Raw genomic sequence first — 22,804 nt, forward strand, 5'->3', positions numbered from 1 at the left:
TTTGATTTCCGTTGTAACCAGTTTTCTGGGCGCAGCGGACCAGGACAGGACAGGATTTTCGAATGGGACTTCCGCAGCCCCAGGGCCTTTACGATTCACGCAATGAGCATGACGCATGCGGTGTGGGCTTTGTCGCCCATATCAAGGGCGTCAAAAGCCACGCAATCGTTTCCCAGGCGCTCGAAATTCTCAAAAACATCGACCATCGCGGTGCGGTGGGCGCCGATCCCCTGCTGGGCGATGGCGCGGGCATCCTGATCCAGACACCTGACAAGCTGTTCCGCAAGTGGGCAGATCAGGAAGGCATGAAGCTTCCGGCCGAGGGCGATTATGCCGTCGCCATGTGCTTCCTGCCCCAGGACGAAGCCAGCCGCGACTTCATCGTCGGCATCTTCGAAAAGTTCATCGCCAAGGAAGGCCAGCGCCTGATCGGCTGGCGCGACGTGCCGGTGACCATCGAAGGTCTGGGCGAAACGGTGAAGGCTGAAATGCCGGTGATCCGCCAGTGCTTCGTCGGCCGGGGCGAAAACTGCGCCGATCAGGACGCTTTCGAGCGCAAGGTCCTCGTGATCCGCAAGCAGACGCAGAACCCGCTTGCCGCGCTGGCCGAAAAGCATGGTCTGCCCGGCATCAGCGAACTCTATATGCCCAGCTTCTCCAGCCGCACGGTCGTTTACAAGGGCTTGCTGCTGGCAACGCAAGTCGGCTCTTTCTATGATGACCTGCGCGATCCGGACTGCATTTCGGCGCTCGGGCTGGTCCACCAGCGCTTCTCGACCAACACCTTCCCCAGCTGGAAGCTTGCCCACCCCTACCGTTTCATCGCCCACAACGGCGAGATCAACACGGTGCGCGGCAACGTCAACTGGATGAACGCGCGCCGCCGCACCATGGAATCGGAGCTGCTCGGTGCCGATCTCGACAAGATGTGGCCGCTGATCCCGCACGGCCAGTCGGACACGGCCTGCCTCGACAATGCGCTCGAACTGCTGCTCGCCGGCGGTTACAGCCTTGCCCATGCCGTCATGATGCTGATCCCGGAAGCTTGGGCCGGCAACCCGCTGATGGATTCCAAGCGCCGCGCCTTCTACGAATACCACGCCGCGCTGATGGAACCGTGGGACGGCCCGGCTGCCGTGGCCTTCACCGATGGCCGCCAGATCGGCGCGACGCTTGATCGCAACGGCCTGCGCCCGGCGCGCTTCCTGATCACCGATGACGATATTGTCGTTATGGCGTCGGAATCGGGCGTGCTGCCGATCAAGGAAGACAACATCGTCCGCAAGTGGCGGCTCCAGCCGGGCCGCATGTTGCTGATCGACTTCGCCGAAGGGCGGATCATCGAGGACGAAGAACTCAAGACCCAGCTCGCCGCTGAAGAGCCTTACGAGGAATGGCTCGAAGCCGCGCAGTACAAGCTCAAGGACCTCGACCTTATCGAGCCTGAGCTGGCGCAGTTGCCGATCGAAACCACCTCGTTGCTCGATCGCCAGCAGGCGTTCGGCTACACGCAGGAAGACGTCTCTAAATTCCTTGAACCGATGGGCCGCGATGGCGACGATCCGATCGGATCGATGGGCACTGACACACCGATTGCCGTGCTGTCGAGCCGCTCGCGCCTGCTCTACGATTACTTCAAGCAGAACTTCGCCCAGGTCACCAACCCGCCGATCGACCCGATTCGCGAGGAACTGGTGATGAGCCTGGTATCGATGATCGGCCCGCGCCCGAACCTGCTCGGCATGGAAGCCGGCACGCACAAGCGGCTTGAAGTTGACCAGCCGATCCTGACCAATGACGAGATCGCCAAGATCCGCTCGGTCGAAGCGGCGCTCGACGGTGCATTCCGCACGGCGACCATCGACATGACCTGGGATGCCGCCAGCGGCCCCGATGGGCTGGAAATGGCGCTCAAGGAACTGTGCTGGGCGGCGACCGAATGCGTGCTGCAGGACAAGAACATCCTGATCTTGTCCGACCGCGCGCAAGGGCCTGACCGGATTGCCATGCCGGCGCTGCTAGCCACCGCAGCGGTGCATCACCACCTCGTCCGTCAGGGCCTGCGCATGCAGACCGGCCTTGTCGTCGAAACCGGTGAAGCGCGCGAAGTGCACCACTTCTGCGCGCTCGCGGGATATGGCGCCGAAGCGATCAACCCTTATGTGGCCTTCGAAACGCTGGAAGATATCCGCGTCCGTAAGGAATTCCCGCTCGACCAAAAGGCGGTGAAGAAGAACTACATCAAGGCTGTCGGCAAGGGCATCATGAAGGTGATGTCCAAGATGGGCATCAGCACCTACCAGTCCTATTGCGGCGCGCAGATCTTTGACGCGGTCGGCCTCAACACGGCTTTCATCGACCAGTATTTCAAGGGCACCGCGACGACCATCGAAGGCGTCGGACTCAAGGAAATCGCGGAAGAAACCGTGCGCCGCCACGCGGCGGCTTACGGCGACAACCCGATCTACAAGTCGATGCTCGACGTGGGCGGCATGTACGGCCTGCGCCTGCGCGGCGAGGAACACGCTTGGACGGCGGACAACATTGCCTCGCTGCAGCACGCGGTGCGCGGCAACATGCCCGACAAGTACAAGGACTTCGCCAAGTCGATCAACGACCAGTCGGCGCGGATGCTCACCATCCGCGGCCTGCTGGACTTTGTGCCCGCCGAACACCCGATCGACATTTCCGAGGTCGAACCGGCCAGCGAAATCGTCAAGCGCTTCGCCACTGGCGCGATGAGCTATGGCTCGATCTCTTGGGAAGCGCACACCACGCTGGCTGCGGCGATGAACCAGATCGGCGGCAAGTCGAACACCGGTGAAGGCGGCGAAGATCCGACCCGCTTCAAGCCGATGGCCGATGGCCGCAATCTGCGCTCGGCGATCAAGCAGGTCGCGAGCGGCCGCTTTGGCGTGACCACCGAATACCTCGTCAATGCCGATGACGTGCAGATCAAGATGGCCCAGGGCGCCAAGCCCGGTGAAGGCGGCCAGCTGCCCGGCCACAAGGTGGACAAGACCATCGGCGCGACCCGCCATTCGACCCCGGGTGTCGGCCTGATCTCGCCGCCGCCGCACCATGACATCTATTCGATCGAGGATCTGGCCCAGCTGATCCACGACCTGAAGAACGTCAACAACTCCGCGCGTATCTCGGTCAAGCTCGTCTCCGAAGTCGGCGTCGGCACGGTTGCCGCCGGCGTTTCCAAGGCGCGCGCGGACCACGTGACGATCTCGGGCTATGAAGGCGGTACCGGCGCTTCGCCGCTGACGTCCTTGACCCATGCGGGTTCGCCTTGGGAAATCGGCCTTGCTGAAACCCAGCAGACGCTGCTGCTCAACAACCTGCGCAGCCGCATCTGCGTCCAAGCCGATGGCGGCCTGCGTACAGGCCGTGACGTTGCCGTGGCGGCTCTGCTCGGCGCGGACGAGTTCGGCTTTGCCACCGCACCGCTGATCGCGGCGGGCTGCATCATGATGCGCAAGTGCCACCTCAACACCTGCCCGGTCGGCGTTGCCACTCAGGACCCGGTGCTGCGCGCGCGCTTTACCGGCCAGCCGGAACACGTGATCAACTACTTCTTCTTCGTTGCCGAGGAACTGCGGGCGATCATGGCTGAACTTGGCTTCCGCACGATCGGCGAGATGGTTGGCCGAGTGGACCGGCTCAACATGAAGCAGGCGATCCAGCACTGGAAGGCGCGCGGCATCGATCTTTCGAAGCTGCTGCACCGCGTTGAACCTGTCGCCGGCACGACGCTCGGCTGGAGCGGGACGCAGGATCACGGGCTCGAAAAGGCGCTCGACAATGATCTGCTCGCCGCTTCGGCGGACGCGCTGGACAACAGGTCGCCGGTGGTGATCGAACGCAAGGTGATCAACGTCAACCGCACGGTTGGCGCCATGCTTTCGGGCGAAGTTGCCCGCCGCTATGGCCATACCGGTCTGCCCGACAACACGATCAAGGTGAAGCTCACAGGGGTTGCCGGTCAGTCGTTCGGTGCGTGGCTCGCCCACGGCGTCACGCTCGACCTGACGGGCGATGCCAACGACTATGTCGGCAAGGGCCTGTCGGGCGGCCGCGTGATCGTCCGCCAGCCGCCCCATGTCGACCGCGAGCCGACCGAGAACATCATCGTCGGCAACACCGTGCTTTACGGCGCGATTGCGGGTGAGGCCTTCTTCAACGGCGTTGCGGGTGAACGCTTCGCCGTGCGCAATTCGGGCGCGGTCGCGGTGGTCGAAGGCACGGGTGATCATGGCTGCGAATATATGACCGGCGGCACGGTGATGGTGCTGGGCCGCACGGGCCGCAACTTCGCCGCTGGCATGTCGGGCGGTGTCGCCTATGTCTATGACGAGGCGGGCAACTTCGCGCAGCTGTGCAACCTGGCGCAGGTCGACCTGCTGCCAATCTCGGCCCAGCGCGACGAGGAAGACGGCGCTGGCCGTCCGCAGCAGCGGACCAATGGCACCAGCGATCCGGGCATGGGCGACATGCTCCGCCACGACGCCGAACGCGTGAAGGTGCTGCTCGAACGGCACCACCTCCACACCGGATCGAAGCGGGCCCGCGCCTTGCTTGACGATTTCGACAATTCGCTGACGAAGTTCGTCAAGGTTATGCCGCGCGATTACGCCAAGGCATTGAAGCAGATGGAAGCCGAGCGGAACGCAGCCGCCTCGGTCGCAGCAGAGTAAAGACGATGGGCAAGGAAACCGGCTTTCTCGAACTTGACCGCCAGGACCGCACCTATGCGGACCCCAAAGAGCGTCTGACGCACTACAAGGAGTTCGTCATTCCGCAACCCGAGCCCGCGCTGAAGGCGCAGGCCTCGCGCTGCATGAATTGCGGTATTCCCTATTGTCACAACGGCTGCCCGGTGAACAACATCATCCCGGACTGGAATCATCTGGTCTATGAAGGTGACTGGCAGAACGCGCTCGAGGTCCTGCACTCGACCAACAACTTCCCCGAATTCACCGGCCGCATCTGTCCTGCTCCGTGCGAGGCAAGCTGCACGTTGAACATCACCGACCAGCCCGTGACGATCAAGTCGATCGAATGCGCGATCGTTGACAAGGGGTGGCAGGAAGGCTGGATCGTCCCGCAGGTGCCCGAAAAGCGCACCGGCAAGACGGTTGCCGTCGTGGGTTCTGGCCCCGCTGGCCTCGCCGCCGCGCAACAGCTAGCGCGCGCTGGCCACTCGGTCACCCTGTTCGAGAAGAACGACCGCATGGGCGGGCTGATGCGGTACGGCATCCCCGACTTCAAGCTCGACAAGGACCTGATCAACCGCCGGCTGATGCAGATGCAGTCGGAGGGCGTCGTGCTCAAGACCAGCACCGAAGTCGGTGTCCATGTCTCGATCGAAAGCCTCAAGGAAAACTTCGACGCGATCATCCTGTCGGGCGGGGCAGAAGATCCGCGTCAGCTGACCATTCCGGGCGCGGAAATGTCGGGCGTGCGGCTGGCGATGGAATTCCTCACCCAGCAGAACAAGCGCAACGCCGGCGACGATGAAACCCGCGCCGCCCCGCGCGGCACGCTGACCGCCACCGGCAAGCACGTGATCGTCATCGGCGGCGGCGATACCGGCAGCGACTGCGTTGGCACCTCGAACCGCCAAGGCGCGGCCTCGGTCACCCAGATCGAGATCATGCCCAAGCCGCCGGAAAAGGAAGACAAGGCGCTGTCCTGGCCGAACTGGCCGCTCAAGCTGCGCACCTCAACCAGCCATGAGGAAGGCGTCGCCCGTGACTGGGCGATCAACGCCCGCCGCGTGATCGGTGAAGACGGCAAGGTCACTGGCCTTGAATGCGTCCGCGTCGAATGGGTCGGCGGCCGCATGCAGGAAGTCGAAGGCAGCGAATTCGTGCTACCCGCCGACCTTATCCTGCTCGCCATGGGCTTTGTCGGCCCGATCAAGGCGGGCATGGTCGATCAGGCCGGGGTCGAGCTCGACGCGCGCGGCAATGTCGCGGCGAACGTGATCGATTACCGCACCAGCGACCCGCAGATCTGGGCTTGCGGCGATATGCGCCGCGGCCAGAGCCTGGTCGTCTGGGCGATCCGCGAAGGCCGGCAGGCCGCCCGCGCGGTCGATGAAGCGCTGATGGGCGTGACCCAGCTCCCGCGCTGATCCACCGGATAGGATACGAGACAAGAGGCGCGGGCTGAATCCTGCGCCTCTTTCCGTTTCGGGCAGCGCAGTCTAGGGCGGAGGGCATGATCCGCCTGTCCGACCTTGCCCTGCCGCTTGACCATACGCCCGACGATCTTGAAGCCGCGATCGCGCAGCGCCTTGGCCTTGCACCCGGCCAGCTCGAACGGTTCGCTATCGTCCGCCGCGGCAATGACGCACGCAAGAAGCACGCGATCCGGCTGGTCTATGTGCTCGATGTCGTGGTGCAGGACGAGGCCGGGGTGCTCGCCGCCCATGCCGGGCACAGCCATGTCCGGCCCACCCCCGATACCTCCTACCGCTTCCCGCTGCGTGCACCCGAAGGGTGGTCCGGTAACCGCCCGGTGGTCATCGGCGCCGGCCCCTGCGGTCTGCTCGCCGCGCTGATCCTCTCGCAGATGGGGCTGAAACCGATCATCGTCGAGCGCGGCAAGGCCGTGCGCGAACGCACCAAGGACACCTGGGGCCTGTGGCGGCGATCCGTGCTTGAACCTGAATCAAACGTGCAGTTCGGTGAAGGCGGCGCGGGCACGTTTTCCGACGGCAAGCTCTATTCGCGCATCAAGGACCCGCGCCACTTGTCGCGCAAGGTGCTCACCGAATTCGTCAAGGCCGGCGCGCCTGACGACATCCTTACCGAGGCCCACCCGCACATCGGCACCTTCCGCCTCGTCACCATGGTCATGGCGATGCGTGAAACGATCGAGGCGCTGGGCGGCGAATACCGGTTCCAGACCCGGGTCGAGGACTTCGAGATCGAAACCGCTGCCGATGGCACGCGGTCCATCGCCGGCCTGCACTTGTCGGATGGCAGCGTGCTTCCCGCGCGCCATGTCGTGCTCGCGGTCGGCCATTCGGCGCGCGACACCTTCTACAAGCTGCACGACGCGGGCGTCCATGTGGAGGCCAAGCCCTTCGCCATCGGCGTGCGGATCGAACACCCGCAGAGCTGGATCGATAAGGCGCGCTATGGCCCCAATGCGGGCAATGCCATCCTTGGTCCGGCCGCCTATGCGCTGAGCCACCTGACCTCGAACGGGCGCACGGTCTATTCGTTCTGCATGTGCCCGGGCGGCCGCGTGGTCGCCGCGACGAGCGAGGAAGGCCGCGTCGTCACCAACGGCATGAGCCAGTATTCGCGCGCCGAATTCAACGCCAACTCCGGCCTCGTCGTCGATATCCAGCCCGATCGCGACTATCCCGGCGGACCGATGGCCGGCATCGCTTTCCAGCGGCATTGGGAAAGCCTGGCCTACACGGCAGGCGGATCGAATTATCAGGCGCCGGGGCAAAAGGTGGAAGACCTCCTAAAGGGGCAGGCCTCATCGGGCGAATTCGGCTCGGTCGTGCCAAGCTACCAGCCGGGGGTTAAACTCACCGACCTGTCGCTCTGCCTGCCTGACTACGTCATGCAGTCGTTGCGCGAGGCCATTCCCGTGTTCGGGCGGCAGCTTGCCGGCTACGATCACCCAGATGTCGTCATGACCGGGGTGGAAACCCGCACCTCGAGCCCGGTGCGATTCACGCGCGGTAAGGACTTCCAGAGCCTCAACACGCGCGGGCTTTACCCGGCGGGCGAGGGCGCGGGCTATGCCGGCGGCATCCTCAGCGCGGCGGTGGACGGCATCCGCGTGGCCGAGGCACTTGCGGAAGACCTGCTCGGCACGGCGGCGATGGCATGACCCGGCCCGAACCCCGCCCAGAACGCCGCTACGTAGGATCGTGCCACTGTGGCGCGGTGCGCTTTGCCGTGACCACCGATTTTCCCGAACTGACGACCTGCGATTGTTCGATCTGCGCCCGCAAGAACGCGCTGATGGTCAAGGTCCACGAGAGCGCGTTCGAACTGCTTTCGGGTGCGGAGAGCCTCAGCGAATACCAGTTTCACACCAACACCGCGCGGCACTTCTTCTGCAAGACCTGCGGCATCTACCCCTTCCACCGCAAGCGCGTGGCCCCGGATCATTTCGGCATCAACATCTTCTGTTTGCAAGACTTCGATCCCGCCGGAATCCCTGTCCGCGCCACGGTGGGCAAGGGGATGGCCTGAAGCTCAGGCGCGCGCGGGCATGAAGCCCGGACGGCGCAGCAGCAGGGCGGAGATCAGCGGCACCAGCAGGGCTACGGGCGCGATTTCGGTAAGCGTGATGGCCATGCGCATCACCGGATTGGCGTACATCTCGGCGAAGGCGTTCATGTCGACCTTGGCCTGAGCGAGCGCAGCGGGGCTGGCGCCCTGTGCCTGCATATCGGCAAGCGCCTTGGCGCTGAATTCGGCGACGAAGCGGTAGTCGGTCGACCACATCCAGGCTTCCCAGCCGATGACATAGAACAGCGCAGCAATCGCCGCGATGCCCAGCCCCACGCCCAAGGCCTTGCCGAAGCCGATCACCCCGCCAAGGTGCTCGTCGCGGTATTTCTTCACCCCGGCAAAGACCAGACTGAGCGCAATCAGCATCGACAGATAGCCGAGCACCATGCCCAGCATGCCATGATCGGCGACCAGCCCCATGGTCAGCGTCAGCAGGACCAGTTCGATGATGCCGGCGATCGCGCCGTAAGTGGTGATCAGTCTGGTCATGTCGATTCTCCCCTGTTTCGGATGCCCCGGACTGTGGCGGCAACCGGCGGCCGAATCGATCGCCCAAACGGGTGATCTGGCCCAAATCGTCCGAATTTACGGCAGGATATCGAGCGCGCGGGCGCGCGCAATTGCCTGCGTGCGGTTGGCCGCCTCCAGCTTTTCGAACAGTCGGCCGACATGGGTCTTCACCGTGTTGGGAGAGATCGCCAGCCGCCGTGCGATAACCTTGTTGGGGCAGCCCTCGGCCAGCAGGTCCAGCACTTCGACTTCGCGGGCGCTGATGCCCAGACTGGCGATCGCCTGGCGATTGCGCGCGAAGGGCGAAGAGCGCGGTGTCAGGCGGTTGCCCAGCCAGATGCCAAGCCCGGCGAACATCAGCGCAACGCACAGGACATAGAGCGATGTCGACCACTTTTGCGTGACGTGGCGCCAGTCCATCCATTCCACCAGCAGCGCCAGCGCCGCGAGGGCGATGCCATAGCTGATCACGATGCGCTTCATCGCAGGACCTGCCCTGCAGATGGGAAGGCCGCTGGCCTGCCGGCAGAAGGATATGCGTGCTGCGACACCATGTGGCCAGCGTGGCGCAACACGCTCCGTCTGCCAAGGGGCAAGCGTTGCCGTCAAGGTGCGCGCCTAGTCAGAATTCCGGAGGCGGCGCTTTGCTAGCAGGCAGGATTGTATCGCCTATCGCCTGGCAAGCAATCCGTGCACCAAAGGACCGCACAATGATCCGCCGCCGCCTTCTCGCCCTTGCTCCGCCGGCGCTCCTGCTGACCGGCAACGCGCCCGGCCACGACAAGCCGCACTGGTCCTATGGCGGCGAGGCGGGCCCGGAGAAGTGGGGTGAGCTTTCCCACGACTTTGAGCTGTGCAAGACCGGGCAATGCAATCGCCGATCGATCTGGGCGCGGCGGATGTCATGGGCAATTTCGCCATCAAGGCGGCCTACAAGCCGGGGCCGCTGACACTGCTCAACAATGGTCAAACGGTGCAGGCAGTGATCGCGCCGGGGTCTCTGGTGACCAGCGGCATCGCGCGTTACAAGCTGCTGCAGTGCATTTTCATAAGCCATCGGAAGAGGTGCTGTACGGACCGCCCTATCCGATGGCCGCCCATTTCGTGCACGTCGACCATGCCGGAAACCTCGCCGTTCTGGGCGTATTGTTTGAGGAAGGCGCGCACAACGCCGAGCTTGGCAAGCTGATCCGCGCCGCTCCCGCCCATGAACGCGAGGCCGAGGCGGTGAAGGGAGCCACCTGCGATCCGGGCAAGCTGCTACCCGCCAATCTGGCAGTCTATCGCTACGAATGCTCGCTCACCACGTCGCCCTGCACCGAGGGGGTACGCTGGCACGTGGCACGCCATCGGTCGACGGCGTCTGCGGCGCAGATCGCTGCGCTTCATGCCATCATGGGGGACAATGCCCGGCCGATGTAGCCGCTCCATGGGCGCTTGCTGGTCGCCGGGGTGGACTAGGCGCAGGAGCTAGTCCGGCAGTCGCCAGTCCACCGCGCCGCGCCCCTGCGCCTCAAGGAAAGCATTGGCCTTGCTGAAGTGACGGCTGCCGAACCAGCCCGAATAGGCCGACAGCGGGCTGGGGTGAGGGGCGGTGAGGATCAGGTGGTGTGTACCGGGTCCCAGGCCCGGAACCCGCCCCGCCTTCTTGCGGGCATGGTTGCCCCAAAGCATGAACACGCAAGGTTCGGTCTTGGCGGCGACGGCGGCGATGATGGCATCGGTGATCGCTTCCCAGCCTTTGCCCTGATGCGAACCGGCCTTACCCTCTTCGACGGTCAGCGATGTATTGAGCAGCAAGACGCCTTGCCGCGCCCATGATTCCAGATGGCCATGGGATGGTCGGGGCAGGCCGAGATCGCTTTCGATCTCCTTGTAGATGTTGACCAGGCTCGGAGGCACTTTCACCCCCTTTGCAACCGAGAAGCAGAGGCCATGCGCCTGTCCCGCACCGTGGTAGGGGTCTTGCCCCAGAATCACGACTTTCACCTGATCAAGCGGGGTCAGTTCCAGCGCGGCAAGGCGGCTGCCTAGCGGCGGAAAGATCCGCTTTCCGCCGGCTTCCTCTGCCTTGAGGAACCCGCCCAGCCACCGAGATTCGGGCGTCTGCAGCACGGGATCAAGCGCCAGGCGCCAGGATTCGGGCAAGGCAGCGGTATCGGGCATCAGCTCGTCATTCCAGGGGTTCCATGATCGCGCCGTTGCGCCTAAGCACTTCGGTCATATGGCTGTCTATCTCCACGAAGAAGATCTCCCCGAAGGCGTTCTTGCCCCCGGCCCGATCGCTGTCGATACCGAAACGATGGGGCTGATTACCCCGCGTGACCGGCTCTGTCTTGTGCAGCTTTCCGATGGCGGCGGCGATGAACATCTCGTCCGTTTCGGCCCGGGATCGCGCTATGATGCGCCGAACTTGAAGGCCGTTCTGGCCGATCCGGCGCGGGTAAAGCTCTACCATTTTGCGCGTTTCGACCTTGCCGCGATTGAACATTACATGGGCATCACCGCCGCTCCGGTGTTCTGCACCAAGATCGCTTCAAAGCTGGTCCGCACCTATACCGACCGCCACGGGCTCAAGGATCTGGTCCGCGAATTGCTGGGCAAGGAGCTGTCGAAGCAGCAGCAGTCGAGCGACTGGGGCGGGGCCGAACTTTCCGAACCGCAGCGCGAATATGCCGCCTCGGACGTCCGTTACCTCCATGCCATGCAGACCATTCTGGTTGAGCGTCTGGCGCGTGAGGGACGCACCGAAATGGCGCAGGCTGCCTTCGATTACTTGCCCCACCGCGCCCGGCTCGATCTGGCCGGATGGGCGGACAAGGACATCTTCAGCCACGAATGACCCAGGCTGCCGACCAGATCCGATCAGAGCGCCGGTTCCGGGCGCTTCCCGGCGGCCGGCATGATCGTTGGGTAAGGCTGCTCGCCAAGACGCTGCCGGCTGCGGTGGGCGCAATCGTCGCAGTCATGGTCATCGCTCCGCTGTTTCCGCGCGGCGAAGTCAGCTTTCTGCTCGATCGCAACAAGGTCGCCGTCGCCAAGGAACGTATCCGGGTCGAATCGGCCCTTTACCGCGGGCAGGACAACAAGAGCCGGCCCTTCTCGGTTTCCGCCGGAAGCGCCTCGCAGCCTGATGCGTCCCAGCCGATCATCGCCATGCACGAACTGGCTGCCAGTATCTTGCTGAGCGACGGACCCGCCGAGATCAAGGCGCCGGACGGTTCGTTCGATTACACAGCCGAAACAGTCAGCGTGCGCGGGCCGGTCGATTTCAGCGCCGCGGGCGGCTACCGCCTGACGACCAGCGCCGTCACCATCGACCTCAAGCAACAGCACGTTACCGGGGCTGGCGGCGTATCCGGCGCAATCCCCGCAGGCACATTCAGCGCCGACCGTTTTGATGCCGACCTTGACGAGCGGGTCATCTCCCTGACCGGGCGCGCCCGGCTCAGAATGCAGCCCGGCCGTCTGACCGTGCCGCGCAATTGAGCCCGCGCGCAGATGGCCCACGGCAGAAACACTTCACCTTCCGCCATCAATGGCATAGAGCAACACCCATGAAGCAGACTTCGCTTTCGCGCACCGCCATCCGTTCGCTTGCCGCCGGCCTGATTGCCGGGGCGGTCGCCACTGTGGCGTTCGGCGGGTTCGTCGCACAGGGTCAGGCGATCAGCGGCTTCAACAGCAATTCGCCGGTCAATTTCGCTGCCGACAGGATCGAGATCCAGGACCGGCAGGACCGCGTGGTGCTCTCAGGCAACGTCGATATCTCGCAGGGGGACCTGCGGCTGCGCGCGGCGCGGACCACCATCGCTTATACCGATGCCGGTCCGCTGCAGATTCAACGGATTGATGCGACTGGCGGCGTCACCGTGGCGCGCGCCGGAGAGATTGCCCGCGGCGATGTCGCGATCTATGATATCAACGCCCGGATCATTACACTGGCCGGCAACGTCCAGCTCAACCGCGGCAGCGACAAGCTCAATGGCGGCCGGCTGGTGATAGACCTCGACAAGAGCGTCGCCAGCATCAATGGCAGTGCCGGGGGCGCCGGTTCTGGATTGGGCAATTCCGGCTCTCGCGGCGGGCGGGTTACCGGCTCGTTCACGGTGCCCAAGAAGAACTGATCAAACGCGTCAGTCGGCCTTGCGACGTTAGCGGAAATACCAGATTTTATGACGTATTGCAAGTCATAATATTGATTCGATTGTATTTTCGGGATGATCTGAAGAGCTAAAAGCCGTCCTAGCAATCACCGAGCAAACACCATTTCAAAATCGTAATTAGGGCTTATTCCTCGATTGTTCCGACTGTTTACCAGTCTTGCAGGGGAGAGCTTTCCCCTGAGTCCGAGCCGCTGTCCCGTCTCGGCCTCCCCATTTGCGGGGACACCCCGCAACGCCCCGAGATTCGGAGCGGGGCTGTCGACGCGCTCTGTCCCACTGGCCCTGCTGGTCCGCTCCTGAGGGCGCGGAGTCTTAAGGAAGAGGGCCCCGCGCGCACTCTGAACCGGCGGCCATGGGCGCAGGCGAGGAAAGGCGACAGGCCCCGCCTTTCCGCCTGCTTGAGGCAACCATTCAATCGCCGCCTCCTTTCAGGGTGCGTCTACTCGGTTTGTGCAGTCTCGCTGGTCGCTCGCGCAACGATGCGCATGCGCAGGTTAGAGTCAGAGGATTGGACTTGTAACGGTTTTGTGCGGGTCACGTGAGCGTTTTAAGCTCGCAACAGGAGACCGACGAGATGATGAAGCGTTCAGAAGAGTTCAAGCAGGAGGCGGTGCGACAATTGGACAAGCTGGAATACCGCGCGGAGCTGAATTCCGAAGCACTAGCACTGTTCGTGCGCTTTTGGCTGACGGCCAATCCACCGCTGCCTGATGCGGCTCGGGCCTCCGCGCAAGCACAAGGCAAGGAGCGCTTCGAGGGCTTTGTCGAGGCATTGGCACGCAAATGGATTTTGGACCAAAGCTGGCGGACGCCGTGCTGCGGCCTGAGACTGATTTGTAGGACTGATTTGTCGTACACTCTGGCAAGTCTAATGCTGAAGCGTAAAACAGGATTGGCTGGTGCGCCCATGGCTTTGACAAGTTGTCATGACAAAGATCACTGGGGCTGCTGAGAGTATGCCTCGATTGACTACTCCAGGAGGTTGGCAACCAATGCCCGCGTTGCGTCCATCGCTGCTAATTGGAAATCCTAAATCACATGCCAATCTGTGTTTCCAATGCGGGGCTCCCCTGAACAGCTAGAGCCGCCTGACCTTGATGTTTCTGAACCAGACGCGATCTCCGTGATCCTGAAGAGCGATATGTCCCGAACGTGCGAGCCCGTACCCAGGCAAGTCTGCGAACTTGCTGGCCGCGACCGCGGCTCGCCAAGCCGGAGACCAAAGATCATATTCGACGACCAATTTGCCGTTCAGCCAATGCTGAACATGCCCGCGATTGACGATGATCCGCGCTTTGTTGAACCGGCCGACCGGAAGCACTGCCCGAACACGCGGCGCAAAAAGGTCATAAGCCGCTCCGGCCTGATGGGTCGGGTTGCGCGCATCTGGAGACAGGTCGTTGTCAAGGACCTGCATTTCCGGGCCAGTTTGCCAAATTTTGGGGTTCGAACCCTCGACAACGTTATAAAAAACCCCGCTATTTCCGCCCGGAGAGATCCGCCATTCATAGGACAGTTCGAAATTTTCGAAAGTTTCGTTGGTGATGATGTCCCCGCCATAGCCGTCTAGCGTCAAGCAGTTTCCTTCCACGCGCCACCCTGGCAGGATTGCCTTGCTGCGATAGTTACGCCAGCCCTGCAGGGTGCTGCCGTCAAAGAGCAGGCGCCATCCCTTCGCCAGTTCAGCAGCGGTGAGAAGGTTTGGCTGGGGGCGGGCAGGTGAACGCGCGCCGGCCGCCGCAGGCGAAAGACTGAGCGCAATCGCGCAAAGCGTGATCCCGTACCGAAACTTCATCCATTGCTCCTCGCTTGTCGAGATGTTGTACTGGAAAGCGCACGTCGGCAACCTGGGCTCGGTCCAATCTGTTTTCTGTCGGGCTTTGACTTGGCTGAATGAATTGCGGCGCCTCATTGAGTCCTCAAGGACAACAGAGCTAACGCTCTGTATTTTGGTTGGACACCGCGTAATTGATTTAGCGACCCTCCTGGATGGTACGAAGTCGCCATGGCGCTTCAATGCAGGAGGGAGGCCATCGTTCACTTCCTGGAGGGTATGGACGATGAAATTGACAGGGGTCTTGAACGAGCCGGTGATGCCGTACTCGCGCATCGGGCGGTCGTCGAGTTTCTACCAGTATTTGACGCGATCGGTCAGCCGCTTGTCATTGACGATGACAAGCAGGTCATAGTCAGACTTGTAGCCCTTGGCCGTGTGCGGCTCGTCGACCCAGCCGCCTCGGGCAAAGGAGCCGTAGAGAACGCACTTCAGAATGCGTCCCTGCTTCTTCCACTCGTGCTTGGACAGGGCAAAGGCATCGTCGAACTCTTCGAAGAGCAATTGCATGACCCGTTCGAGCTCGCGCTTCTTGGCTGACGGCAGATGATCGAGGTCGGTCCGCATGGCTTGAAGGCTAGCAGAACTTGTCGGGAAATGCGCAGCCCTAAGGCTGTAGATCGATGTCAATTGCAGCGAATATGAGGGCATTCTTCGGGTTGCGTCTGAAGGTGGGGCAGCATGCCGGGATTTCTGCCCGTTAGCTGGACCATGCCCAAAACTTGGCATTGCAAAATCTGGACGAACATGCAGTGATAGGGGCATCGTACCCTTGCGGGCGTATGACCGGGGACCTGTGCGAATGTCCAGGCGCCGAGCTAAAGGCCAGGTGCACGCCCAACACGTGCCTTCCAATCCCCGGTCATTTTCATGACTTGGTCAAGCCGCTTCCATGACAGGATCAGCAAAGATTGGATGGCGCAACGGTGCGCCTCGTTATGTGCCTGAATGCCAGCGAAGGCGGCATCCATTTTATAATATAATTATAAAATGGAAGGTTGTTCTCCTGGAGGTCACTCTTGGACTGCGGCTGAACGAGTCGCGTCAAAGTGTGAAGGAGCAGATACCATGACCAAGCATGAATCCCACGACGAGCCCGTGATCGATCTCGGTCAGGCCTCGGTCGAAACGAAGGGCCAGGCCATCTTCGACGTCGATGTGAGCGGCGGCCTGCTGCGCTACATCGTCGGCTCGATCGAAGACTGAACTGGTGGGAGAACGCGCGCCCTGCGGCGCGCGTTCTCTTCCAGCTGCAGGCTATGTCAGGCTTGGAACATACGGCATGGACGCTGATCGGAGACACCGCCATTTTTCTTGATATCAGGCACGATCGCTATTTCCGTCTGCCGCCGGCTGGCAATGCGCAGTTCGTCTCGGCGCTGGAGATTCCGGCGGGAGGCTGGCCCGTCCAGCCTCCCGGCTTCGAACGACCCGGCACCTGGGCTCCGCCGGCATCGCGTTCGCCGCTGATCGATAGCGGACCCTTCAATCTGGGCGATGTCGCGCGGGCCATCTGGATGCAGAAGCGTGTCGAAAGACGGCTCAATAGCCGCCCGTTCATGACAGTCATGAGCGATCTGGCTGGCCTGTCAGCCAGCAAGCCACTTGCCGATCCATCTTCGGATGCCATGGCCGCCCGCATGGTACGCGCCTTTGAGCTGGCCCGCTTGCTGCGTTCCGCCGCAGATCGCTGCCTGGCTCGATCGATTGCCCTGGCCTTGTGCCTGATGCGCCGGCGCTGCGCAGTACAGGTCGTTCTGGGAGTCAAGCTCTCGCCATTTTCCGCCCATTGCTGGGTTCAGTCGGGCGAACACGTGCTCAATGACAGCCTTGAAGAGGTACAGCGATACTCGCCGATCCTCGTCCTGTGAGGGTGCCTCGCTTCCTGCTCGCGGTTCCCACGCCATCAAGTCCATGTCCGGACGTCGCGCGGGGTTCGGGACTGCAGTGTGTCTCCAGGCCAAATGAGGTCATAGCCAACCATCCTCGGATCTGGATCGATGGCGGCATGGATCTTCCCGGCCACGGCGGCTGGATCATCGGACAGATCTTTGCGCGCGGGACGGGAGCACAGGCGCCGGCATTGCCCCTGCTCGTCGGCATCGAAACCTTGGCACGCTGGCTGGTCTCCGAGTGCTGGGGGGCCTATTGCGCGGTCCTGTCCAGACCCGGTTCCCGGCACCTGTATCTGGTCTGCGATCCTTCCGGCCTTATGCCTGTCTATAGGCTTCGGCTGCCGGGCCATTGCATCGTCACGAACGACCTTGGGCTGATTTTTGCGATGGGCAGCGCGTCCAGGGTGTCGTGGAGCGATCTTGCCGGCCATCTGCAATGGCCGGAACTTCGTGCGCGCCGAACATGCCTTGCTGGCATAGAAGAACTGGTACCCGGTGAACTCCATTGTCTGTCGGATCCTTCCGCAGGAACCAGGCTGCTCTGGCAAGTGGAACGGTTTCTTCCCAGTCGGCCGGTTCGCTTCGATGATGCCTTGGCCGAGCTGCGAGAACTGGCTTCGAGCGTTCTGGGTGCCTGGGCGGGCATGTTGGGCGCGCCTGCGGTCGCGGCATCAGGCGGCGTCGATTCCACGTTCATCTGCGCGGCCCTCGCCTCTGCGGGCCAGGATTTTTCCTGCATTACCGTGGCTACTGCCGATCCGAGCGGTGATGAGCGGCGGTTCGTGCTGCAACTCGGAGACCATCTCGGGGTCAGGGTCGAAACCTGTACTTATGACATCCAGGCCATAGACCTGTCGCGAGCCGCATCGCAGGGACTGCCGCGCCCTCAGCGCAAGACCTTCATGCAGGCGCTCGACCAGGCACTTGAAGCAGCAGCGCATCGCATAGGCACCGGTGCCGTGATCGACGGGAATGGCGGCGACAACCTTTTCTGCTACCTGCATTCCGCAGCGCCCGTCATCGACAGCCTTCGCTTGCGCGGACCCGGCCGCGCCACCGTCGCGACCTTTCTCGACATGTGCCGGCTGACGGGCGCAGATGCTGCAACAATGGCCCGTGCGGTGATCCGCCGCATGTGTTCATCGTCAGCGGCCAGCCTGGGGAAAGGCGATACCAGGCTGCTTGCAGGCGACGTTTCTCGTGCTCCGCAACCCCTGGTGCCCAGGCTGTCGGCTCCAGTTGGCCGTCACGAGGGCAAGCGCGATCACCTTGCCATGCTGATGCGGTGCCAGAATCACCTGCATGGCCTGATATCGCCAGGATCCCTGAACCGCCTTTCGCCGCTGATGTCGCAGCCCCTTGTCGAACTCTGCCTCTCGTTCCCGACCTGGCTTTGGTGTCATGGCGGCCTCAACCGGGCCGTGGCGCGCGCTGCCTTTGCCAATGACATTCCCCGCGAGATCGCAACCCGGACTTCCAAGTCAGGTCCGGACAGCTTCATACGCGCCGTGTTTACGCGCGGGCGCGCCGAAATCCGGGACATGCTCCTCGGCGGGCTTCTCGCGCACCACGGCATCCTTGACCGGGTCGCGACCGAGGCGGCGCTTCATGCCAGCGTGGATGCAGCCGATTCAATGATCTACCGTCTCCTCGATCTCGCGGAAGCCGAGGCCTGGGCCAGGTCATGGGAGCCTTGACGCACTGGTCTCGCAGGTGAGTTCGGCAGGGTCAGGGGCGCCCTTCATGATTTTCCAGCGAGCATATTGCGCGGCCTTCGACGGGGCGCAGTTCATCCGTCCCATTAGCCAGAACTGGAACCACTCCACAGAGCGTTCGTACATCGCAAGGCGATGCGAGGGCTGCCATTTGAAGTGAGGTTCATCGTTCAGGACATAGAGTTCGACCGGGTTGTTGTGGCGCCGCCAGGCCGCGACCACGTCGAGTCCGATCGTATATTCGCTGTCTCCGGTCTGGATGAGGAGCGGGGTTGCGATCCGGTCGGCATTGAGCACCAGCGACATCGGTTTCCAGAACGCGGCCGCATCCTCTTCGAAGAAGCGGTAACCCATCTCGCGCCCGAACTGCTCGAAGGCGGGCCCGGCCATGAGCGGATAGGCGTTCAGGTCTTCGCAGCAGGCACCCAGGGCGGCGACCTTGAACAGCGAAGAGTTGATGAGCGCCCATTGCACGGTCGAGGTGCCGTCACTGAAACCGCTTATTCCCATGCGAGCAGGATCGACAGCGCCGGTTGCGACTGCATGGCGCAAGGCAATTTCAAGGGACGATTGAACCGAGCGGCGATCGGTCCAGTTTTCCCGGTTGGCCTGGCGCATTGCCACATCGCTCGCAGCGTTGAGGGCGGCAGCGACAAAGTCGGGACGGGAGAAGCTCAGGACTGCAAAACCCTTGGCCGCGAGCGCCTGGATCGGAAACTCATCGTCAGTCCCGCCGCGCAGGAAGCCGTCACTGATATACTGGACGACCACCAGCGGGTGTCGTTCGCCATTCCTGTGCCCGGGAGGAAGGACAAGGTCAGCATAGCTCTCCACGCCGAAATCGTTCCGGAACCGAAAGCGCTGAGCACGTCCCAGATGCAATTGGCCGAACTCGGGGTTCGGATCGAAGATCAGCCGCTCCCGTCCTGTCTCTGGATCGATCGCGACCAGACGGCGTGTCTGCGTTGCCCCTTCACGAGCGCAGATGATTTCGCGCGCCGGCTTGGCGCAGCCGATCAGGGCATCGTCTGTGACCATGACCTGCCGCGGCGACTTCTCGCCCCGGCGCCAGGCGAGGAGTCCTGCCTGGCTCTTTGCCCAGCCTGTTCGCTGCAGCGCATAAAGCGTGCGGGCATCGGGTGACCACCACAAGCGGGAAACCCCCTCGCAGCGCCGCTGCGCGCAAGTTTGGCGCCGACCGATCCCGTCAGCGACGACGAGCTGTGACGGGCTGAGCAAGCGTTCGGGATACCTGGCCTCGGTCCAGGCGTGCCTGTTCGCTGGTCCGCTGGCAAAGGTCCGCGCGGTTCGCGGAACGCTGTCGGGCCGGGCCGGATTCAGGATGGCCACCTCGTCCGTACTGGCCGCGCGCCGGCTGCCATCGGCCAGGTTCCAGTGGACATATTCGGTTGGCAAGGCGCCGGTGGGAAACGGCAGGTCGGCCAGTTGAGGTGAAAAGCGCTCATCGAAGAGAAAGCCGACACGCGCTTCTTCGGCGACAGCTTTCGCATGGCGCCGCAGGGCTGGACGCGTGGCAAGGATCAGCGCTGAACTATCACTGCTCCAGGCGAAATCGGTGACATCGTCTGGCAGCCGTGTTGCCTGGTCGGCGGCCGACTGACCCTGCGCATCTGCGATCCAGACCTGGTTCGATCCCGCCACCCGTTTCAGGTAGGCAACGCGTTTGCCATCGTGCGACCAGCGCGGGGTAATGACCTTGGCATAGCCTGCACCGACTGCCGACAGATTGCGTAGGACGAATAAGTCCCGGATAAACTCGCCGCCCCGGTCGAGCTCGCGCGCTTCGCCGGGATGCCGGAGCGAGATGGCCACCAGCTTCTGGCAATAGCTGTTCGTGTCAGGATTACCGCGCCGGGTCGCAACGGCAATCCATTCTCCGTCGGGGGAAACGCCGAAAGGACTGGGAGCATCGTTGGGATCCGACCGTCCCATGTCCGTCAGTTCCGCAAGGTCCCGGCTGCTTGCCGGGCGAGCCGTCTCCCCGTGGCCTCTAAGCCTTGCACAAGGATCCCCTTCTGCCGGCAGCGCGACCTCTGCCGGCAATATCGACTGCGCGAGAAGGGCGGCAAGCACCAGACTCATTACCAGCGCCTCGTCACGCCAAGCGCGATAAAGCGCCCGATCGGCGAGTAGTTCGTCGAATCATAGTTCGTGTCGGTGGGGCCGGTGGTCCTGATCAACCTCGGCCTGGCGTTGAACACGTTGCTGGCGTTAAGCGACACGGCAAGGCCGGGCTCGCCATCCTCCCGCGGTATGAAGTCATAGCGAACAGCCAAATCGACAGTTGCCTGGGGGCTGAGACGAGCCGGCGTCGCAAAACGCCGGTCAGTCAAGGCTCCGGTATAATTGAGGGTCGTGCCGAGCCGCAGCCTGCGATCCTGGTAGGCAATGGCACCGCGCAGTCGCAGGCTGGGCGGGTTGAACACGGTTCCGGCCAGCTGGACCTCGGGCAGGGCTGCGGTAAGTTGCTGGCTGCTGGACAGCCAGGTACCTGCGATATCGATGTTGAGCCTGCGTCCCGCGTCAAGGTCATTGCTCCAGCCGAGGCGTGCGTCGATGCCATGAACGGACTGCAGGGCGACATTGACGTTGCGGTTGTCGACCAGGGCGGCAACCAGCGCGGCGTCATAGGCCGATCCGCTGAAGTTCTGCAGGCCGAGTTCTGCGCCTGAAATCAACCCGGCAAGATCACTGGCTGACGGCGAGAAATCGATCAGGGTCGCGTAGCCCGGATCGCGGAAGGCAGCGGCAATGGAACCAGCGATGGGCTGGACCACGCGGTCCTTGTAGCGGATGTCGAACCAGGTTGCACCAAGTGTCAGTGCGGGCGAGCCGAGTGGCCGCAGTTCGAAACCCGCCGTCCAGCTGCGCGCTCGCTCGGGCTTGAGATCCGGGTTGCCGCCGCTGGCATAGAGCACGGTGCGGCCTGGGTCCGTCACACCAAAAGCAATCGCAGGGAGCAGGTAGGTCTGGTAACCAACATATTGCTGATAGAGTGTCGGCGCCTTGAAGGAGCGCGACCAGGTCCCGCGCAAGGTGAGTTCAGGGATCGGCGCATAGACGAGGCCGATACGCGGCGTCGCCAACCGGGCCATGCCGGGATAGTCCTCATAGCGCAGGGCTGCCGACAGGCTCAGCCGTGCAATTCCGCGCAGGTCATTCTCCGGCGCAACAAAGGGCAGGTTGATCTCGCCGTAGGCAAAGCGGCTGCTGCGACTGACATTGAAAGCCCCGTTTGCTGCGGTGCCGACGAAGCGGGAATAGTCCATTCCGTTGCTGCGATAGCCGGTCCCGAAGGCAATGCGTGCATCGCCGCCGGCCAGCGCGAACAGCGGTCCTTCCGCTCCGAGTTCCGCCGAGGCTGCCCGGTTGCAGAAGCAGCCGCTGGTGACGACGGCGCTGCCTCCGGCCGATGTGAACGTCGTGTTGTAATGCGTACGATCGCGGCCAAGGACGCCCTGGGCCTTGACCGTCCAGTCATTGCCAAGCGCGAATTCGAACGAGGGGGCAAGTGTCAGGGATTCTACGTCCGGCCTGAACCGGTAGCGCGCAGCTGCCGTCCCGCCGACAGTATCGGAATCACGATGCGAATAGAGGATATCCACGCTGGCCCTGATCCCGCTGCCCAGATCCTGGTGCGCCGAGAGCACGGCGGCGTGACGGCGCTGTGAAGGATAGAGCGACGTTTCGGGATCAAGGGTGGAGGCGTAGGGGCGCTGCGCCGCCGTGATCCCCGTGTTGCGGGAATAGTCGTAAGCAACGATAAAGCCGCCGCCTGCCCATTTGCTGCCGGCCACCACATCGGCCTGCTGCTGAAAGTTGCCGCCATCCGTGCTGGCGCGGAGCTGGCCGGAAGTCGTGATGCCCTCGTAATCGCGCCGCAGCAAGACATTGACCACGCCCGCAACGGCATCCGATCCGTAAAGCGCTGAGGCTCCGTCCGGGAGCACCTCGATACGGTCGAGGGCGGCGAGCGGAATTGCCGAAATGTCGACGCCGCCGAATGCTGAATCATAGGGCAGGCGGTGGCCGTTGAGCAGGGTCAGGCTGGCATCGGCCCCCAGCCCGCGCAGATTGACGCTCGATGCGGAATTGACGTTGCTGTTCGTCAGGCCCGCTCCGGTGCCGACCCCGGGGTTCTGGCCGCCGGCGAAGTTCTGCGGCAGCGAGCGAATGGCCTCGCCGAGATCGGTCTGGCCGGCAGCGATGATTTCCTCGCTGTTGATTTTCAGCACGTCGCTGGCAGACACTGCGCCGCGAATGTGCGAGCCGGTGACGATAATTTCGCCGTCGGTTTCTGCGTCTCCGGAATGAGGCGCGGGCTTGCTCCCCTTCTCTGCGGCATCGGCAGGCGTCATCATAAACGCAAAGGCTGCTCCGGCGA

At 63.0% G+C, this 22,804-nt stretch carries 19 protein-coding genes and 1 pseudogene; 13 read left to right on the top strand and 7 right to left on the bottom strand.

Going from position 1 to position 22,804, the window contains the following annotated elements:
- Positions 1 to 62: 62 nt before the first annotated feature.
- The 4 genes from gltB (at position 63) to WG900_RS12630 (ending at position 8,237) form a co-directional block, all read left to right on the top strand.
- Positions 63 to 4,703, top strand: a complete 4,641-nt coding sequence (gltB, locus tag WG900_RS12615) for a glutamate synthase large subunit (RefSeq protein WP_339967556.1) — start codon at positions 63 to 65, stop codon at positions 4,701 to 4,703.
- Positions 4,704 to 4,708: 5 nt separating this feature from the next.
- Positions 4,709 to 6,145, top strand: a complete 1,437-nt coding sequence (locus WG900_RS12620; RefSeq protein WP_339967557.1) for a glutamate synthase subunit beta — start codon at positions 4,709 to 4,711, stop codon at positions 6,143 to 6,145.
- 86 nt (positions 6,146 to 6,231) lie between these two features.
- Complete coding sequence (locus WG900_RS12625; RefSeq protein ID WP_339967559.1) at positions 6,232 to 7,869, top strand: NAD(P)/FAD-dependent oxidoreductase; 1,638 nt, start codon at positions 6,232 to 6,234, stop codon at positions 7,867 to 7,869.
- Entirely contained in the window at positions 7,866 to 8,237 is a 372-nt protein-coding gene (locus WG900_RS12630) for a GFA family protein (RefSeq protein ID WP_339967560.1), read from the top strand. Before WG900_RS12625 ends, WG900_RS12630 begins: the two co-directional genes overlap by 4 nt.
- A gap of 3 nt (positions 8,238 to 8,240) precedes the next feature.
- Here WG900_RS12630 and WG900_RS12635 read toward each other — a convergent pair whose 3' ends face one another.
- Complete coding sequence (locus WG900_RS12635) at positions 8,241 to 8,768, bottom strand: DUF4199 domain-containing protein (protein WP_339967562.1); 528 nt, start codon at positions 8,766 to 8,768, stop codon at positions 8,241 to 8,243.
- A 96-nt stretch (positions 8,769 to 8,864) separates the two neighbouring features.
- A complete protein-coding gene (locus WG900_RS12640) occupies positions 8,865 to 9,272 on the bottom strand; it encodes a response regulator transcription factor (protein WP_339967564.1) in 408 nt (135 codons plus the stop codon).
- Positions 9,273 to 9,499: 227 nt separating this feature from the next.
- On the opposite strand from WG900_RS12640, the gene WG900_RS12645 reads away from it, so the two are divergent.
- Together WG900_RS12645 and WG900_RS12650 are read left to right on the top strand one after the other, a co-directional pair.
- A complete protein-coding gene (locus WG900_RS12645) occupies positions 9,500 to 9,739 on the top strand; it encodes a hypothetical protein (RefSeq protein WP_339967772.1) in 240 nt (79 codons plus the stop codon).
- The gene (locus WG900_RS12650; protein ID WP_339967765.1) at positions 9,636 to 10,211 is read left to right on the top strand and encodes a carbonic anhydrase family protein; all 576 of its coding nucleotides are present in this window, start codon (positions 9,636 to 9,638) and stop codon (positions 10,209 to 10,211) included. The genes WG900_RS12645 and WG900_RS12650 overlap by 104 nt, the downstream gene beginning before the upstream one ends.
- A gap of 48 nt (positions 10,212 to 10,259) precedes the next feature.
- On the opposite strand, the gene ung is transcribed toward WG900_RS12650, so the two are convergent.
- Positions 10,260 to 10,955 carry a uracil-DNA glycosylase gene (ung, locus tag WG900_RS12655; protein WP_339967565.1) on the bottom strand — a complete coding sequence of 232 codons (696 nt, stop codon included), beginning with the start codon at positions 10,953 to 10,955 and terminating at the stop codon, positions 10,260 to 10,262.
- Positions 10,956 to 11,013: 58 nt separating this feature from the next.
- Between ung and WG900_RS12660 the strand changes: the two genes are divergently transcribed.
- The 4 genes from WG900_RS12660 (at position 11,014) to WG900_RS12675 (ending at position 13,907) form a co-directional block, all read left to right on the top strand.
- Entirely contained in the window at positions 11,014 to 11,631 is a 618-nt protein-coding gene (locus WG900_RS12660) for a ribonuclease D (protein ID WP_339967566.1), read from the top strand.
- Positions 11,628 to 12,278: an LPS export ABC transporter periplasmic protein LptC gene (locus tag WG900_RS12665; protein WP_339967567.1), complete on the top strand. Its 651-nt coding sequence runs from the start codon at positions 11,628 to 11,630 to the stop codon at positions 12,276 to 12,278. Before WG900_RS12660 ends, WG900_RS12665 begins: the two co-directional genes overlap by 4 nt.
- A 68-nt stretch (positions 12,279 to 12,346) precedes the next feature.
- Complete coding sequence (locus WG900_RS12670) at positions 12,347 to 12,916, top strand: LptA/OstA family protein (RefSeq protein WP_339967568.1); 570 nt, start codon at positions 12,347 to 12,349, stop codon at positions 12,914 to 12,916.
- A gap of 613 nt (positions 12,917 to 13,529) precedes the next feature.
- The gene (locus WG900_RS12675) at positions 13,530 to 13,907 is read left to right on the top strand and encodes a hypothetical protein (RefSeq protein ID WP_339967570.1); all 378 of its coding nucleotides are present in this window, start codon (positions 13,530 to 13,532) and stop codon (positions 13,905 to 13,907) included.
- Positions 13,908 to 14,033: 126 nt separating this feature from the next.
- On the opposite strand, the gene WG900_RS12680 is transcribed toward WG900_RS12675, so the two are convergent.
- Positions 14,034 to 14,867, bottom strand: coding sequence for a 3-keto-disaccharide hydrolase (locus WG900_RS12680; protein ID WP_339967766.1), 834 nt, complete (start codon positions 14,865 to 14,867; stop codon positions 14,034 to 14,036).
- A 114-nt stretch (positions 14,868 to 14,981) separates the two neighbouring features.
- Positions 14,982 to 15,356: pseudogene (locus tag WG900_RS12685) on the bottom strand (nucleotidyltransferase domain-containing protein); the annotation flags it as partial.
- 501 nt (positions 15,357 to 15,857) lie between these two features.
- On the opposite strand from WG900_RS12685, the gene WG900_RS12690 reads away from it, so the two are divergent.
- The 3 genes from WG900_RS12690 (at position 15,858) to WG900_RS12700 (ending at position 18,381) form a co-directional block, all read left to right on the top strand.
- Complete coding sequence (locus tag WG900_RS12690; RefSeq protein ID WP_339967571.1) at positions 15,858 to 15,995, top strand: benenodin family lasso peptide; 138 nt, start codon at positions 15,858 to 15,860, stop codon at positions 15,993 to 15,995.
- 62 nt (positions 15,996 to 16,057) lie between these two features.
- Positions 16,058 to 16,660, top strand: coding sequence for a lasso peptide biosynthesis B2 protein (locus WG900_RS12695; RefSeq protein ID WP_339967572.1), 603 nt, complete (start codon positions 16,058 to 16,060; stop codon positions 16,658 to 16,660).
- A 137-nt stretch (positions 16,661 to 16,797) separates the two neighbouring features.
- Positions 16,798 to 18,381, top strand: coding sequence for an asparagine synthase-related protein (locus tag WG900_RS12700; RefSeq protein WP_339967573.1), 1,584 nt, complete (start codon positions 16,798 to 16,800; stop codon positions 18,379 to 18,381).
- On the opposite strand, the gene WG900_RS12705 is transcribed toward WG900_RS12700, so the two are convergent.
- On the bottom strand, positions 18,367 to 20,502 hold the full coding sequence (locus WG900_RS12705; protein WP_339967575.1) for an Atxe2 family lasso peptide isopeptidase: 2,136 nt from the start codon (positions 20,500 to 20,502) through the stop codon (positions 18,367 to 18,369). The two genes, WG900_RS12700 and WG900_RS12705, sit on opposite strands and share 15 nt — an antisense overlap.
- Positions 20,502 to 22,781, bottom strand: a complete 2,280-nt coding sequence (locus WG900_RS12710; RefSeq protein WP_339967577.1) for a TonB-dependent receptor domain-containing protein — start codon at positions 22,779 to 22,781, stop codon at positions 20,502 to 20,504. Before WG900_RS12710 ends, WG900_RS12705 begins: the two co-directional genes overlap by 1 nt.
- Positions 22,782 to 22,804 lie beyond the last annotated feature (23 nt).

The organism is Novosphingobium aquae (assembly GCF_037572715.1).
GTDB lineage: Bacteria > Pseudomonadota > Alphaproteobacteria > Sphingomonadales > Sphingomonadaceae > Novosphingobium > Novosphingobium aquae.